This window comes from Klebsiella sp. MPUS7 (assembly GCF_009905335.1).
GTDB lineage: Bacteria > Pseudomonadota > Gammaproteobacteria > Enterobacterales > Enterobacteriaceae > Klebsiella > Klebsiella grimontii.
Genome location: NZ_CP047604.1, coordinates 5,072,495 through 5,087,618 on the forward strand (window position 1 = coordinate 5,072,495; position 15,124 = coordinate 5,087,618).

The 15,124-nt window shown below is 57.1% G+C and carries 14 protein-coding genes; 13 read left to right on the plus strand and 1 reads right to left on the minus strand.

The genetic code is table 11. The features are described from left to right. The first annotated feature begins 6 nt into the window (after nucleotides 1–6). The 10 genes from cutD to trpS all read left to right on the plus strand — a co-directional run bounded on the left by cutD (nucleotide 7) and on the right by trpS (nucleotide 7,960). Entirely contained in the window at nucleotides 7–960 is a 954-nt protein-coding gene (cutD, locus tag GUC22_RS23710; RefSeq protein ID WP_369816539.1) for a choline TMA-lyase-activating enzyme, read from the plus strand. 12 nt (nucleotides 961–972) lie between these two features. Then, nucleotides 973–1,401, plus strand: coding sequence for a BMC domain-containing protein (locus tag GUC22_RS23715; RefSeq protein ID WP_004133064.1), 429 nt, complete (start codon nucleotides 973–975; stop codon nucleotides 1,399–1,401). Next, the gene (locus GUC22_RS23720) at nucleotides 1,398–2,018 is read left to right on the plus strand and encodes a phosphate propanoyltransferase (protein ID WP_134878735.1); all 621 of its coding nucleotides are present in this window, start codon (nucleotides 1,398–1,400) and stop codon (nucleotides 2,016–2,018) included. Before GUC22_RS23715 ends, GUC22_RS23720 begins: the two co-directional genes overlap by 4 nt. A gap of 12 nt (nucleotides 2,019–2,030) precedes the next feature. Then, complete coding sequence (locus GUC22_RS23725; RefSeq protein ID WP_004133066.1) at nucleotides 2,031–2,732, plus strand: hypothetical protein; 702 nt, start codon at nucleotides 2,031–2,033, stop codon at nucleotides 2,730–2,732. 3 nt (nucleotides 2,733–2,735) lie between these two features. Continuing rightward, entirely contained in the window at nucleotides 2,736–3,155 is a 420-nt protein-coding gene (locus GUC22_RS23730) for a DMT family transporter (protein WP_004133067.1), read from the plus strand. A 17-nt stretch (nucleotides 3,156–3,172) separates the two neighbouring features. Continuing rightward, nucleotides 3,173–3,502: a DMT family transporter gene (locus GUC22_RS23735; protein ID WP_004108688.1), complete on the plus strand. Its 330-nt coding sequence runs from the start codon at nucleotides 3,173–3,175 to the stop codon at nucleotides 3,500–3,502. Between the two features lie 241 nt (nucleotides 3,503–3,743). Further along, nucleotides 3,744–3,839: a tryptophanase leader peptide gene (gene tnaC, locus GUC22_RS23740; RefSeq protein WP_004098218.1), complete on the plus strand. Its 96-nt coding sequence runs from the start codon at nucleotides 3,744–3,746 to the stop codon at nucleotides 3,837–3,839. 123 nt (nucleotides 3,840–3,962) lie between these two features. After that, a complete protein-coding gene (gene tnaA / locus GUC22_RS23745; RefSeq protein ID WP_004128455.1) occupies nucleotides 3,963–5,351 on the plus strand; it encodes a tryptophanase in 1,389 nt (462 codons plus the stop codon). Between the two features lie 138 nt (nucleotides 5,352–5,489). Then, the gene (gene mtr / locus GUC22_RS23750; RefSeq protein WP_160183796.1) at nucleotides 5,490–6,746 is read left to right on the plus strand and encodes a tryptophan permease; all 1,257 of its coding nucleotides are present in this window, start codon (nucleotides 5,490–5,492) and stop codon (nucleotides 6,744–6,746) included. 206 nt (nucleotides 6,747–6,952) lie between these two features. Then, nucleotides 6,953–7,960: a tryptophan--tRNA ligase gene (gene trpS, locus GUC22_RS23755; protein WP_024360452.1), complete on the plus strand. Its 1,008-nt coding sequence runs from the start codon at nucleotides 6,953–6,955 to the stop codon at nucleotides 7,958–7,960. A gap of 277 nt (nucleotides 7,961–8,237) precedes the next feature. On the opposite strand, the gene GUC22_RS23760 is transcribed toward trpS, so the two are convergent. Next, nucleotides 8,238–9,635: a GGDEF domain-containing protein gene (locus GUC22_RS23760; protein WP_024360453.1), complete on the minus strand. Its 1,398-nt coding sequence runs from the start codon at nucleotides 9,633–9,635 to the stop codon at nucleotides 8,238–8,240. Nucleotides 9,636–10,166: 531 nt separating this feature from the next. Between GUC22_RS23760 and GUC22_RS23765 the strand changes: the two genes are divergently transcribed. The 3 genes from GUC22_RS23765 to GUC22_RS23775 are packed head-to-tail and all read left to right on the plus strand — an operon-like array spanning nucleotide 10,167 to nucleotide 15,084. Further along, the gene (locus GUC22_RS23765) at nucleotides 10,167–11,234 is read left to right on the plus strand and encodes an HlyD family secretion protein (protein WP_024360454.1); all 1,068 of its coding nucleotides are present in this window, start codon (nucleotides 10,167–10,169) and stop codon (nucleotides 11,232–11,234) included. Then, nucleotides 11,231–13,960, plus strand: coding sequence for a ribosome-associated ATPase/putative transporter RbbA (gene rbbA / locus GUC22_RS23770; RefSeq protein WP_160183797.1), 2,730 nt, complete (start codon nucleotides 11,231–11,233; stop codon nucleotides 13,958–13,960). The genes GUC22_RS23765 and rbbA overlap by 4 nt, the downstream gene beginning before the upstream one ends. Beyond that, complete coding sequence (locus GUC22_RS23775; RefSeq protein ID WP_049087257.1) at nucleotides 13,960–15,084, plus strand: ABC transporter permease; 1,125 nt, start codon at nucleotides 13,960–13,962, stop codon at nucleotides 15,082–15,084. Before rbbA ends, GUC22_RS23775 begins: the two co-directional genes overlap by 1 nt. Nucleotides 15,085–15,124: the final 40 nt, after the last annotated feature.

Consider the following 15,124-nt stretch of genomic DNA (forward strand, 5'->3'; position numbering starts at 1 on the left):
ATTTTTGTGGGGGCAAATGTGAATAAAGAATTAACCGGGCGAATTTTCAATATTCAGAAATATTCGATCTATGACGGCGATGGTATTCGCACGCTGGTTTTTTTCAAAGGCTGCAATATTCGCTGCCCGTGGTGCGCCAACCCGGAAGGGCTGGCCAGCCAGTTTCAGGTGATGTTCTCGCAGGATAAATGCATTAACTGCGGCGACTGCGTTAACGTCTGCCCGGCGGGTATTCATTATCGGGCGGAAGAAAACGGCGAAATGAAGCATTTCGTCAATCGTAATAAAGACTGTATCGGCTGTCGCAAGTGTGAAGAGATTTGCACCCAGAACGCGCTGGATATTATGGGCAAAGATGTCACCGTCAGCGAACTGATGGACATCATCATGCAGGACTACGACTTTTATATCTCCTCCGGCGGCGGCGTGACCATCGGCGGCGGTGAAATGAGCCTGCAAACCGATTTTGCCGTCGCGCTCTTTAGCGAATGCAAAAAGATGATGCTCAATACCGCCGTGGAAACGCAGGGCACCACGCCGCTGGCCAATTATCAAAAGCTGGCGCCGGTGACCGACACCTTCTTATTCGATATTAAGCAAATTAACAGCGAGCAGCATAAAGCGTTATTTGGCATCGGTAACGAAGGCATTCGCCGCAACCTGGAGTGGCTGGTCGATTCTGGCGCTAACGTCATTATCCGCATGCCGCTGGTTCGCGGCTATAACGACTCGTTCGATGCCATTACCGGGGCCATTGATTACGTACAAAAGCTGGCGAAGCGCGGAAATATCCGCCGCATCGATATGCTGCCGTACCACCAGCTCGGGCGCAAAAAATATGAGCGCCTCGATATGCCCTATCCCATTACCCGGGACCCAACGTATTCCGCCGCAGAGTTAGACCGGCTGGAAACGTTCTTCACGCAGTTTGATTTTGATATTCGCTTAGTCCGCCATTAACAGGAGCCGACAATGAAAAGTTTAGGCGTAATTGAAACGCGAGGATTAGTTGCCGCCGTTCAGGCCGTGGATGCCGCCTGTAAAAGCGCAGGCGTGTCCTGCATTGGCTACCGCAAAGTCGGTTCGGGGCTGGTGAGCGTCTGCTTTGAAGGTGAGATCAGCGCGATTCACACCGCTATCGAACGCGGCGTCGCCGTCGCCGCGCTCATCGACCCGCAGGTTAAATCCCTGACGATCGCCCGTCCGGAGCGCAGCATCGTGGACGCCCTCAGCGCCCTTAAAGGCCGTCCGCCGCGCGCGGAAGCTGCCGCTGCCGCGCCGCTTGAGGCTGAAGCCGTCGCGCCCGCCGCTGTGGAAACAAGGGAACCCACTGAACCCGCCGCCGCGCCTGCGCCAACGGAAGATAAAAACGCGGCGATGAGGAAAGGGAAGAAGGCATGATCGACACCCTGCTCCATGAAAAAATCACCGCCCGCCTGAGCCACATTGCTCCGGCTATTCCGGTCGGCATCTCTAACCGCCACGTCCATCTGGCGCAGCAGGACGTCGAAGCGCTGTTTGGCAAGGGCTACGTCCTGACGCCGTTTAAACCGCTGCGCCAGCCGGGGCAGTTCGCGGCCCAGGAGTGCGTCACCGTGGTCGGTCCGAAGGGCTCGCTCACCCAGGTGCGCGTCCTCGGCCCAACCCGCCCGGTATCGCAGCTGGAAATCTCCCGCGCCGACTGCTTTACCCTCGGCATCAAAGCGCCGGTTCGTGAATCTGGCCAGTTGGAGAACGCGGGCAGCGCGCTGCTGATCGGTCCGGCTGGCCACGTTGAGCTGCGATCTCAGGTGATCTGCGCCTGGCGGCATATCCATATGTCGCCGCAGGACGCCCGCCAGTTGAACGTCGCCAACGGCCAGAAGGTTAGCGTACGCAGCGATGGCGAACGCCAGTTGACCTTCGATGAAGTGGTGGTGCGGGTGCGCGAAGACTTCGCGCTGGAGTTTCATATCGATACCGAAGAGGCCAACGCCGCCGGCTTGAAAAACGGCGCGCAGGTCACGCTCATCGGCTAACGGAGGCTCGCCATGACCAACCAACAGATGGAAGACCTGGTTGAACGCATTATTCAGCGTCTGCGGCCGCCGGTACTGGTGATGGTGACCGCCGCGGCGGGCTACCGGCAAGCTATTCGCCAGCGGCTGGCCGGCTGCGGCGAGAGCCTACACCTGGCGCTGGAGAGCGGGATTGACGACGGCGAGCAGTGGCAGGCTATCGGTAAAACGCTGGCGGCGGCGGACTGGCAACATGCGCTGCCTTCGGCCTCGTATAAGGCGCTGCTGCTGCCGTTTCTCGACTACCCGCTGGCGGCGGATCTGCTGAAGGGTTCCCTGCACAGTCCCGTTGCCCGCCGCGTGCACGATGCCCTGTTGAGCGGCCTGCCGGTGCTGGCGCTGCGCTATCACTGCGATCCCGCTAGCGAGCTTAACCAGCTGCGGGGCGCGCAGCCTGATACCGCTTACGCCGGGCATATGCAGGCCACGCTGGCCCGCCTGGCCGAATGCGGCGTCACGCTGTGCACCATGAACGAATTGCTGGAGAAGCTGGCGTCGGGTCGCGAAGCGACGGCGGCGCCGGCGAGCAGCCCGCGGCGTTATCTCACTGTCACAGACGTGGTGAATAATCCGGCGCTGGCCTGTACCCCTGAAGCGCAGTTGACCGATGCCGCTAGCGATTTTTTAAAAAACAGAAAAAAGAACCTTACCTTAAATAGTAAACCCGGAGTTTAACTTATGTCTTCAAAAACAAAGTGTTGGCTATGGATGCTGCTGGTTATCGTTTCCGAAACCTCAGCCACCTCCACCCTCAAAATGTTCGGCAGCAGTGAAGGGATGACCAAAATGCTGCTGCTCGGGCTGCTGGTGCTGCTGTACTGCACCTGCTACTACTCGCTGTCCCGCGCGGTGAAGGATATTCCCGTCGGTCTGGCCTACGCCACCTGGTCCGGTACCGGCATCCTCGTGGTGTCGACGCTGGGAATGGCGTTTTACGGCCAGCACCCGGACACCGCCGCCATTATCGGTATGGCGGTTATCGCCAGCGGTATCGTGATCATGAACCTGTTTTCCAAAATGGGTAGCGAAGAGAGCGAGGAAGCGCCCGCGCAACCGGCCGCTGCCGCTGCATCCCTGGACAAAAAAGTCGCCAACTAACAGAAAAGGAACCGCATATGTTTAACCTCGGATTTTTATGGCTGGCGCTGTCTATCGGCTCCGAAATCACCGGCACGTCGATGATCAAAAAGACCAACGGCTTCAGCAAGCTGGCGCCGTCGGTGCTGGTGGTCTGCGCCTACGGCCTGTGCTACTTCGCCCTCACCCGCGCGATGAGCACTATTCCGGTCGGCGTCGCCTACTCGCTGTGGTGCGGCTTTGGCATCGTCGGCGTCACGATTTGCTCGATGATCCTCTATAAGCAAAAACCGGATATCCCGGCCATCCTCGCCATGGTGCTGATCATCTCCGGCGGCATCATTATGAACGTCTTCTCCAGCATGTAAGCTCCGCCAGCGCCTTCATTGATTGCGGTGAAGGCGCTAAAAACCTCACTTAATAAACCGTTATTGGCGTAATAAAAAAACAAAAAACCATCGCCTGCTAATCAATAACGCTAAAAAGACGACAAGCGTCAAATTTTTATACTCCGCTTATCGATAAATAATTTTTTGTGATTTTAATCGTGGTTATTTTCTCATTTTACCTTATTTTTATGGCATCCCTTCACCCACAGAGGACGATGTCATGACGCAAAAATCGATTTATCGTCTCATTGCCCAGGGCGGCCTGGACGACTGGTATAATTTAGATCACCGCATCTCCAACGACTTCCCTCGTTAATTCTCCGCTGCTGTTCACTCTCTAAAAAAATTAATTCAGCACTGCGTTTAGTCGCTATTTGTTGCGCTTTTTATTTGTCGCCAAATAGCCAAACGCGGCACAGCATCCCCATGGAGAAAATAAATGAAACGTATCCCTGAGCCGTTCCGCATTAAAATGGTCGAAAACATTCGTATGACCACTTTTGACGATCGCGTCAAAGCGCTGGAAGAGGCGGGCTATAACCCGTTTTTGCTCAATAGCCAGGACGTGTATATCGACCTGCTGACCGACTCCGGCACCGGCGCGATGAGCGACCATCAGTGGGCCGGGCTGATGATGGGCGACGAAGCCTACGCCGGGTCGCGTAACTATCAGCATCTGTGCGAAAAGGTCAAAGAGATTATCGGCTATCCCTATACCATTCCCACCCACCAGGGGCGCGGCGCGGAGCAGATTCTGTTCCCGAGCCTGATTGCTCGCCGCAAGTCGGCGCATCCGGTGTTTATTTCCAACTTCCACTTCGATACCACCGCCGCGCACGTGGAGCTCAACGGCGCGAAAGCCATTAACGTGGTGACGCCGAAAGCCTTCGACACCACCTCGTGGTACGACTGGAAAGGCAACTTTGATATTGATTTGCTGAAAGCGACCATCGCCGAACACGGCGCGGAAAACGTGGCGGCGATTATTACCACCGTCACCTGTAACAGCTCCGGCGGCCAGCCGGTATCGCTGGCGAATATGCGCGAGGTGTATCAGATTGCGCGTCAGAATAATATTCCGGTGGTGATCGACTCCGCCCGCTTCTGCGAAAACGCCTGGTTTATTAAACAGCGCGAAGAGGGCTACGCCGATAAATCGGTGAAAGAGATTATTCTTGAGATGTACCAGTACGGCGATATGCTGACCATGTCCGCCAAGAAAGACCCGATGGTGAATATTGGCGGACTGTGCTGCTTCCGCGATGACGAAGATCTCTTCAACGAAGTGCGCATCCGCTGCGTGCCGATGGAGGGTTTTGTCACCTACGGCGGCCTGGCGGGACGCGATATGGAGGCGCTGGCTATCGGCCTGGAAGAAGGAACCAACGAGGATTACCTCGCTTATCGCATCAATCAGGTGGAATACCTCGGCGAACGCCTGCGCGAAGGCGGCATTCCGATTCAGTATCCGACCGGCGGCCATGCGGTGTTCGTCGATGCTAAGCTGCTGCTGCCGCATATCCCACCGGAGCAGTTCCCGGCGCACGCGCTAAACAACGAGCTGTATCTGGAAGCGGGCATCCGCAGCGTGGAAATCGGCTCCCTGCTGCTGGGCCGCGATCCGCAAACCGGCAAACAGAAGGCGTCGCCGATGGAGCTACTGCGCCTGACCATTCCGCGCCGGGTTTATACCAACGATCACATGGACTATATCGCTGATGCGCTGATCGCCGTTAAGGCGCGCGCCGCCACGATTAAGGGTCTGACCTTTACCTATGAGCCGCCGGTACTGCGCCACTTCGTCGCCAGACTGAAACCGGTGAAATAAATAACGTCCTGGCGCTCTCGCAACGGGAGCGCCATTAATTTAAATCCATCTCTTTAAGCTCAATCATTCGGGTTGCGCCGGGTAGCCGTTTGCCCGCAGCCCGTTATTTACTATATAGCCACGTGAGGAATGCACCTTATGGCTACATTATCAGTCTCAAAAGCGGTCTCAACTAATACACCATCGCTGATTGGCGGAGCGATGATTATCGGCGGCACGATTATTGGCGCCGGCATGTTTTCTTTACCGGTGGTGATGTCCGGCGCCTGGTTTTTCTGGTCGCTGCTGGCGCTCATCTTTACCTGGTTTTGTATGCTGCACTCCGGGTTAATGATCCTCGAAGCCAATCTTAATTATCATATTGGCGCCAGCTTCGACACGATTACCAAGGATTTACTCGGAAACGGCTGGAATATTATTAACGGCCTGACCGTCGCCTTCGTATTATATATCCTGACCTACGCCTATATTTCCGCCAGCGGTTCAGTTATTCAGCATACTTTTGCGCAAATGGATCTCGCGGTACCGGCGCGCTTAGGCGGCCTGGCGTTCGCGCTGGTGGTCGCCTTTATCGTCTGGCTAAGTACGAAAGCGGTAAGCCGGATGACGACTATCGTACTGGGCGCTAAAATCCTCACCTTCTTTATGACCTTCGGCGGACTCATGTGGCACGTGGAGCCCGCGATTCTGTTTAACCGCGCGGAGGGCAATGCATCCTATCTACCCTACGTTCTGATGACGCTGCCGTTCTGCCTGGCTTCATTTGGCTATCACGGCAACGTCCCCAGCCTGATGAAGTACTACGGTAAAGATCCGCTTACCATTCGCCGCTGCCTGCTGCTCGGCACGCTGATGGCGCTGGTGCTGTATATCATCTGGCTGGTCGGCACGATGGGCAATATTCCGCGCCCGGCGTTTATCGCTATCGCCGAAAAAGGCGGCAATATCGACGTGCTGGTGCAGACCTTAAGCGGCCTGTTGAACAGTTCGACCCTCGATTTATTGCTGACCGTCTTTTCCAACTTCGCCGTCGCCAGCTCGTTCCTGGGCGTGACTCTCGGCCTGTTTGATTATCTGGCGGATCTGTTTAAGTTTGACGATAGCCGGCTGGGGCGGTTTAAAACCGCGCTGGTGACCTTTCTGCCGCCGATCGCCGGCGGGCTGCTGTGGCCTAACGGTTTTATCTACGCTATTGGCTTCGCCGGTCTCGCCGCCACCGTCTGGGCCGCTATCGTCCCCGCCCTGCTGGCGCGCGCCTCACGCAGGCGTTTCGGCAGCCCGAACTATCGGGTATGGGGCAGCAATGCCATGATTATCCTGATTTTGTGCTTCGGCGGCGCCAACGCAATAATTCATATCTTATCCAGCTTTAACCTGCTGCCGGTTTATCGCTGAATGAAAAAGGGCTTTTACTGCCGCGGCTTTTCGTGGCAGGATAAAAAGATGAACAGAAACGTTGTCATTTCTCACCTCCGCCGTTGGTGGCTGCCTGCATAACAGGCGGCAAGATGTCACGTTTCCTCTATTCAAAGCCGCCGGAAGGCGGCTTTGTTGTTTTTGAGTGTCGCCCTTCGGCCTGATAGCATCCTAAGGAGTCACTCATGAGCACCAGCCAAACTATTCTGACCGGCGACCGTCCTACCGGCCAGCTGCACCTCGGACACTACGTCGGTTCCCTGCGCCAGCGCGTGCAGCTCCAGCATGACCACCAGCAGTTTATCCTCGTCGCGGATCTCCAGGGACTGACCGACAACGGCAGCAATCCGCAAAAAATCAGCAGCAATATCCTTGAGGTGATGGCCGATTATCTCGCCGTCGGCATCGATCCGCAGAAGACCACCATTTGCCTGCAATCCGCCCTGCCGGCGCTGGCCGAACTCAGCGCGCTGTATATGAATATCGTCACCGTCGCCCGGGTTGAACGTAATCCGACGGTAAAAAATGAAATCGCTCAGAAGGGGTTTTCCCGCTCGCTGCCGGTGGGATTTTTAGCCTATCCCATTAGCCAGGCCGCCGATATCACCGCCTTTAAGGCCGAACTGGTGCCGGTCGGCGACGATCAGCTACCGATGATTGAACAGACCAACGAGATCGTGCACAAAATGAATAGCCTGACGACGACGCCGATCTTACGGCACTGCAAAGCGCTGCTCAGCGACGTCAGCCGCCTGCCGGGCATTGATGGCAATGCCAAAATGTCGAAATCGCTGGGGAACACGCTCACCCTTTCGGCCAGTGAAGAGGAGATCCATCGTGCGGTCAGCGCCATGTACACCGACCCGAATCACCTGCGGGTCGCCGACCCGGGTCAGGTAGAAGGCAACGTGGTGTTTACTTATCTTGATGCCTTCCATACCGATAAAACCTTCGTGGCCGAGATGAAAGCCCACTATCAGCGCGGAGGGCTGGGAGACAGGCAGTGCAAAAACGCGCTGGAGACCTGCTTACAGGAGCTGCTGGCGCCGATACGCGAACGCCGGGCGACCTATATTCAGGATAAAGGCATGCTGCTGGCGCTGCTGCGCCGGGGAAGCGAGCGGGCGCATCTGCTGACACAACGGACGCTGCATGAAGTGAAACGCGGCCTGGGGCTGCCGGTGCTGTTCTGAGGCACGGAGATCTCGCCGCATTGAAATCCGCTGCCGCATCTCTCCCGGGGGCGGCGCTCGACGCGCTTTGCCCGGGCTACAGGTTCACAGCCGTCTGCAGCCAGGTAGCCCGAACAGGCGCAGCGTGCCGCCTCCGGGATGGCGCCCGACCGGAAGATATTCTGCGGTTTATTCCCCAGTGGTGGCTGTCGCCTTACCGGGCTACGGGTTTACTGCCGTCTGCGATCAGGTAGCCCGGACAGGCGCAGCGCGCCGCCTCCGGGAAGGGCTCGGCAGATTAATTCCCGTCGCCTTCATGCAGCTTCACGCAGTTGCGCCCATCGCGCTTGGCGACGTACAGTGCGCTGTCGGCGTCGCGCAGCAGAAGATTGTAGTCCGGGTGACCGGTGTGGACGGCGTAGCCGATGCTGGCGGTAATCGAAATCTCATTGTCAGCGCCAACGCTAAACGCCAGCTGGCTGATTTTTTTACGCAGCCGTTCAAGGATAGTAAAGGCTTCCGCGGCGCCGGTCTCCACCAGCACCAGCAGAAACTCCTCGCCGCCGTAGCGGAAGATATAATCGCTGGATCGAATATTATCGCTGAGCAGCTCCGCAACATGCTTGATGGCCCGGTCGCCGACCATATGGCCCCAGCTATCATTGATCTCTTTAAAGTGGTCAATATCGATAATCGCCACCGTCATCGGCAGCTCATACTCCATCGCCAGCGTCACTTCATGCTTGAGGACAACCGGCAGATAGCGACGGTTCAGCAGGCTGGTCAGCGAATCCTTACCGCTTTGCATCTGCGACAGGCTGCTAAAGAGTACCCCCAGCTGGCTGCCGATCTGCTGGCAATGGATATGAATCCCCTGCAGCAGAGCCTGCGTATTTTTATACTCAGAACCGTCAGACGAGGATTTCCAGGCGGATAACAGCGCATCCACTTTGCTAATTAAATCGGCGATCTCCTCCATTTGCGGATTTTTGTTAAAATAACGCACGCATTTATGGCGGAACCATAGACCAAATTCCGAATCAGATAATAACGCGCCGTTAATATCTGTCTTATTATCGCTAACGATATTAAAAATAGCGCTATTTTCCCATCCGGAGAGCGAGGCCTGCTGCTTGCCATATTCCAGCGGCACGTTATCCATCAGGCTGTACAGGCGGTAGGCCTCTTCATTTTTTGTCGCCCTATAGTGTGACAAAGTATAGGCATGACACATCATCTCTACCGCCATGTTAATGGCCATGATGGCGTAGTAGATGGCGGCGACGCTGGTTTCGCGATCGAGGTGACTATCGCGGATATTTTCAATCAGCCCGGCTTTCAGCTGGCGCGCGCCTCGAAGCACGGCCTCTGCAGGGATACCGATACGCGAATGGATGCTGCCGATCAGGTACTGCCGCTCCGCCAGCGCCTGCAAATTTTCTTTCTCACACATCAGGATATCTTTCACCCACCCGGCCAGCGAGCTGCTGAGCCGCTCCTGGACTAAATCATAGGTAAGATGCCTGGCGATATCCGGGTCCTGAAAAATAAAGTCATAGAAACGGGTCGCTAACGCCTCCGCCTGCTGCCCGGCTATATTTTTAAGTACCGCCTTCACCTCCGGCGTCAGGCTGTCGTACAGCGGCAACCATTCCTTAAAAATAATTGAGATATATTTTTGGCTTTCATCTTTCATTGAATAAAGCGCTCGCCTGGCGTGAGTGTATTTTCAGGGCCGGAGATCATACAACAGTTCTCCTGGAGCAACCAGATTAAAAATGCGCCAGTTCCCCACCAATAATATCCTCAGGTTATTAGCGTTGTGCGGTAGCTTATAAGTATGATGATTTAATGAAGCGCTATGAGATTGTATGAGCGACTCCCCGAGGCATTAAACCCAAATAGTATTATGGGTAATATTGGCGTATCGGTCCGCGGCTGTTTTTATGTTAACCCAGCGACAAGTCCATGTTTTTTATATGGACATAATTAGTGCGGGTGTTAGTATTGCATTGACGGTAGCAATAAATATGCGTGTTTCATTTAAGGCGAGGATTGCTGATGATGACCACATTAATCGCACCTCTTTCCGACCGGTTCGCCGCGCAGCAGGATTCACGCGCCGGTTGGCCTTGCCCCCCATTCCTCCCTTTCCTGAAGAGACGATACTTCGCTACGCGGAGGAGAAGCGCGCACCACTCAGCCTATGGAACAAAGCGAGTCGCGTATGGACAAAATCAAACGGCGTTGGGTTGGATACGTTATTGGTTTAGCGGTGGTGATTGCCGCGGCGGCATGGTGGATGCTGCGCCCGCCGGGGATTCCAGCGGGCTTTGCCAGCAGCAACGGTAGAATTGAAGCCACGGAAGTCGATATCGCCACCAAAACCGCCGGACGTATCGAGACGATCCTGGTCAAGGAGGGGCAGTTTGTTCGCCAGGGCGACGTCCTGGCCCGCATGGATACCCGCGTGCTCAACGAACAACGGCTGGAGGCCGCCGCGCAAATCAAGGAAGCAGAGAGTGCGATTGCCGCCGCGAAAGCCCTGCTCGACCAGCGCCAAAGCGAAATGCGCGCTACGGAAGCGGTGGTGAAGCAGCGGCAGGCGGAGCTGAACTCCTCGGCTAAACGACACGTCCGCTCCAGCACGCTCTCGCAGCGCGGCGCGGTCTCCGCGCAGCAGCTGGATGACGACCAGGCGGCGGCAGAAAGCGCCAGGGCGGCGCTGGAATCTGCCAAAGCGCAGGTCTCTGCCGCCAGGGCCGCGATTGAGGCGGCGCGAACCAGTATCATTCAGGCGCAAACCCGGGTCGAGGCCGCCCAGGCGACCGAACGGCGGATTATCGCCGATATCGACGATAGCGAACTGAAAGCACCGCGCGATGGTCGTATTCAGTACCGCGTCGCCGAACCGGGAGAGGTGCTGGCGGCGGGCGGCCGGGTGCTGAATATGGTCGACTTGTCCGACGTCTATATGACCTTCTTCCTGCCGACCGAGCAGGCGGGCCTGCTGGCGCTGGGCAGCGAAGCGCGAATTATCCTCGATGCCGCGCCGAATCTGGTGATCCCCGCCAATATCAGTTTTGTCGCCAGCGTGGCGCAGTTTACGCCCAAGACGGTGGAAACCAGCGATGAACGGCTGAAGCTGATGTTCCGCGTAAAAGCCCGTATTCCGCCAGCGCTGCTGGCAGAGCATCTGGAGTATGTGAAGACCGGCCTGCCCGGGATGGCCTGGGTGCGTCTGGATAACCAGCAGACGTGGCCTGAAGCGCTGACGGTGAGGCTACCGCAATGAAAACCGTCGCCCGCCTGGAAAACGTCAGCCAGCGCTTTGGCGCAACCGTCGCGCTGAAGGACATTACGCTGAGCATTCCCGCCCGCTGTATGGTGGGCCTGATCGGGCCAGACGGCGTGGGCAAGTCCAGCCTACTATCGCTGATTTCCGGCGCGCGCGTGATTGAGCGCGGCAACGTCATGGTGCTCGGCGGCGACATGCGTGATGTGCGTCACCGCCAGGACGTTTGCCCGAAAATCGCCTGGATGCCCCAAGGGCTGGGGAAGAACCTCTATCACACCTTATCGGTCTATGAAAACGTTGATTTCTTCGCCCGTCTGTTCGGCCATGATAAAGCCGAACGCGACATCCGTATCAATGAACTGCTCCAGAGTACCGGCCTGGCGCCGTTTCGCGACCGTCCGGCGGGGAAACTCTCCGGGGGGATGAAGCAGAAGCTCGGCCTGTGCTGCGCGCTTATTCACGACCCGCAGTTGCTGATCCTCGATGAACCTACCACCGGCGTCGATCCCCTCTCGCGGGCGCAGTTTTGGGATCTGATCGACAACATTCGCCAGCGTCAGCCGGAGATGAGCGTACTGGTCGCCACCGCTTACATGGAAGAGGCGGAGCGCTTTGACTGGCTGGTAGCCATGAACGCAGGGGAAGTTCTGGCGACCGGCAGCGCCGATGAGCTTAAAGCGCACACGGCAAGTCAGACGCTGGAGCAGGCGTTTATCGCCCTGCTTCCCGACGCTCAACGCCTGGCGCATAGAGAGGTGATCATCCCGCCGCGCCATACGGATGAAGACGAAATTGCGATTGAAGCGCGCGGGCTCACCATGCGCTTCGGTAATTTTGTCGCCGTTGACCACGTGAATTTTCGTATCGCCCGCGGCGAGATTTTCGGCTTCCTCGGCTCCAACGGCTGCGGCAAATCAACGACCATGAAAATGCTGACCGGGCTGCTACCGGCCAGCGAAGGCGAAGCGTGGCTGTTTGGCCAGCCGGTCGACCCCAGAGACATCGAGACCCGCCGCCGCGTCGGCTATATGTCGCAGGCCTTTTCCCTCTACAGCGAACTGACCGTGCGGCAAAACCTCGAACTGCATGCGCGCCTGTTCCATATCCCGAAGGCGGAAATCCCCGGACGGATCGCCGAAATGAGCCAGCGCTTTATGCTGGAAGAGGTAGAAGACACTCTACCCGCTTCGCTACCATTAGGTATCCGTCAGCGGCTCTCGCTGGCAGTCGCGGTGATCCACCGTCCAGAAATGTTAATCCTTGATGAACCCACCTCCGGCGTCGATCCGGTAGCCCGGGATATGTTCTGGCAGCTGATGGTCGATCTAGCCCGCCAGGACCGGGTAACGATTTTTATCTCCACCCACTTTATGAATGAAGCGGAACGCTGCGATCGCATTTCGCTGATGCATGCCGGAAAAGTGCTGGCCAGCGATACGCCGCAGGCGCTGGTCGAACAGCGCGGATCGGCCAGCCTTGAAGAGGCGTTTATCGCCTGGCTGCAGGAAGCAGCAGATTCCGCCCAGCCGCCTGATGCGAAAGCCGCGCCGGTTCCCGCGATAGAATACAAAACCGAAAGCGCGGCGCCGCGCCAGACGTTTAGCCTGCAGCGCTTGTTTAGCTACAGCCGCCGTGAAGCGCTTGAGCTGCGCCGCGATCCGGTGCGATCGACCCTGGCCCTGCTCGGCACCGTGATCCTGATGTTCATCATGGGCTACGGGATCAGTATGGACGTCGAAGATCTGCGATTCGCGGTGCTCGACCGCGACCAGACCGTCAGCAGCCAGGGCTGGTCGCAAAATATCGCCGGTTCGCGCTACTTCATCGAACAGCCGCCGCTGCAAAGCTATAGCGAACTGGACAGAAGAATGCGCAACGGCGAGCTGGCGGTGGCTATCGAAATTCCCCCCAATTTTGGCCGCGATATCGCCCGGGGAACGCCGGTGCAAATTGGCGTGTGGGTGGACGGCGCCATGCCGAACCGCGCGGAGACGGTGCGCGGCTACGTACAGGCCATGCATCTGGCCTGGCTGCAGGAGATGGCCGGTCGCCAGTCCAGCCCAAACCGCGATACGTCACTGATTTCCATCGAAACCCGCTACCGCTATAACCCGGATGTGAAAAGCCTGCCGGCGATTGTCCCGGCGGTAATTCCGCTGCTGTTGATGATGATCCCGGCGATGCTCAGCGCGCTTAGCGTGGTCCGCGAGAAAGAGCTCGGCTCAATTATCAATTTGTACGTGACGCCAACCACCCGCAGCGAATTTCTGCTGGGTAAACAGATGCCGTATATCGTGCTGGGGATGTTCAACTTCTTCCTGCTCTGCGCGCTGTCGGTGTTTGTCTTTGGCGTACCGCATAAGGGGAGTTTTCTGACGCTCACCCTCGCCGCGCTGCTCTACGTCACTATCGCCACCGGGCTTGGCCTGCTGATCTCCACCTTTATGAAAAGCCAGATTGCGGCGATTTTCGGCACCGCGATCATTACGCTTATCCCGGCGACGCAGTTCTCCGGGATGATCGACCCCGTCGCCTCGCTGGAAGGGCCCGGCCGCTGGATTGGCCAGATTTATCCAACCAGCCACTTTCTGACCATCGCGCGCGGAACGTTCTCCAAGGCGCTGAATCTGACGGACCTGTGGGGATCCTTTATTCCGCTGCTTATCGCGGTTCCGCTGGTGCTGGGCCTGAGCGTGTGGCTGTTGAAAAAACAGGAGGGATAATGCGTGGATTACGCAATATTTATAATTTGGGGATGAAAGAGCTACGCAGCCTGCTGGGCGATAAAGCGATGCTGACGTTAATTGTCTTTGCTTTTACCGTCTCGGTGTACTCCTCCGCAACCGTGATGCCGGGTTCACTACATCTGGCGCCCATCGCTATTGCCGACATGGATAAGTCGCAGCTTTCATCGCGTATTATCAATGGTTTTTATCGGCCCTGGTTTTTGCCGCCGGCGCTGATCACCGCTGATGAGATGGACGCCGGGCTGGATGCGGGACGCTATACCTTCGCCATCAATATTCCGCCGGATTTCCAGCGCGACGTTCTGGCCGGACGCCAGCCCGAGCTGCAGGTTAACGTCGACGCGACGCGTATGAGCCAGGCGTTTACCGGCAATAGCTATATCCAGAATATCGTCACCGGCGAGGTGAACAGCTTTGTCACCCGCTACCGGGATAACGGCTCGCTGCCGGTTGAGCTGGCCGTCAGAATGCGTTTTAACCCGAACCTGGAACAGGAGCGTTTCGGCGCCGTCATGGCAATTATCAACAATATCACCATGCTGGCGATCGTGCTGACCGGCTCGGCGCTGATACGCGAGCGAGAACATGGCACCGTAGAGCACCTGCTGGTTATGCCGGTCACGCCGTTTGAGATCATGATGGCGAAGATATGGTCAATGGGGCTGGTGGTGCTGGTGGTTTCCGGACTCTCCCTGATCCTGATGGTTCAGGGCGTGCTGCAGGTACCGATAGAGGGCTCAATTCCGCTCTTTATGCTTGGGGTCGCCCTGAGCCTGTTTGCCACCACCTCGATCGGCATTTTTATGGGTACGGTGGCGCGTTCCATGCCGCAGCTGGGGCTGCTGATGATTCTGGTGCTGTTGCCGCTGCAGATGCTTTCCGGCGGCTCCACACCCCGGGAAAGTATGCCGCAGGCTGTACAGGATATTATGCTCACCATGCCGACAACCCACTTTGTCAGTCTGGCGCAGGCCATTCTTTATCGCGGCGCGGATTTCTCCATCGTCTGGCCGCAGTTTCTGACGCTGCTGGCTATCGGTGGGGTGTTTTTTACTGTCGCGCTACTGCGTTTTCGCAAAACGATCGGTGAGATGGCCTGAGTCAACGCCGGTGCCGCTCCCTGCGGTCCCAGCATCGGCG

Bases quoted from the DNA above. Each gene is read 5' to 3' on its own strand.
- GUC22_RS23715 (WP_004133064.1), top strand. From the start codon at position 973: ATGAAAAGTTTAGGCGTAATTGAAACGCGAGGATTAGTTGCCGCCGTT.
- GUC22_RS23720 (WP_134878735.1), top strand. From the start codon at position 1,398: ATGATCGACACCCTGCTCCATGAAAAAATCACCGCCCGCCTGAGCCAC.
- GUC22_RS23725 (WP_004133066.1), top strand. From the start codon at position 2,031: ATGACCAACCAACAGATGGAAGACCTGGTTGAACGCATTATTCAGCGT.
- GUC22_RS23730 (WP_004133067.1), top strand. From the start codon at position 2,736: ATGTCTTCAAAAACAAAGTGTTGGCTATGGATGCTGCTGGTTATCGTT.
- GUC22_RS23735 (WP_004108688.1), top strand. From the start codon at position 3,173: ATGTTTAACCTCGGATTTTTATGGCTGGCGCTGTCTATCGGCTCCGAA.
- tnaC (WP_004098218.1), top strand. From the start codon at position 3,744: ATGACGCAAAAATCGATTTATCGTCTCATTGCCCAGGGCGGCCTGGAC.
- tnaA (WP_004128455.1), top strand. From the start codon at position 3,963: ATGAAACGTATCCCTGAGCCGTTCCGCATTAAAATGGTCGAAAACATT.
- mtr (WP_160183796.1), top strand. From the start codon at position 5,490: ATGGCTACATTATCAGTCTCAAAAGCGGTCTCAACTAATACACCATCG.
- trpS (WP_024360452.1), top strand. From the start codon at position 6,953: ATGAGCACCAGCCAAACTATTCTGACCGGCGACCGTCCTACCGGCCAG.
- GUC22_RS23760 (WP_024360453.1), bottom strand. From the start codon at position 9,635: ATGAAAGATGAAAGCCAAAAATATATCTCAATTATTTTTAAGGAATGG.
- GUC22_RS23765 (WP_024360454.1), top strand. From the start codon at position 10,167: ATGGACAAAATCAAACGGCGTTGGGTTGGATACGTTATTGGTTTAGCG.
- rbbA (WP_160183797.1), top strand. From the start codon at position 11,231: ATGAAAACCGTCGCCCGCCTGGAAAACGTCAGCCAGCGCTTTGGCGCA.
- GUC22_RS23775 (WP_049087257.1), top strand. From the start codon at position 13,960: ATGCGTGGATTACGCAATATTTATAATTTGGGGATGAAAGAGCTACGC.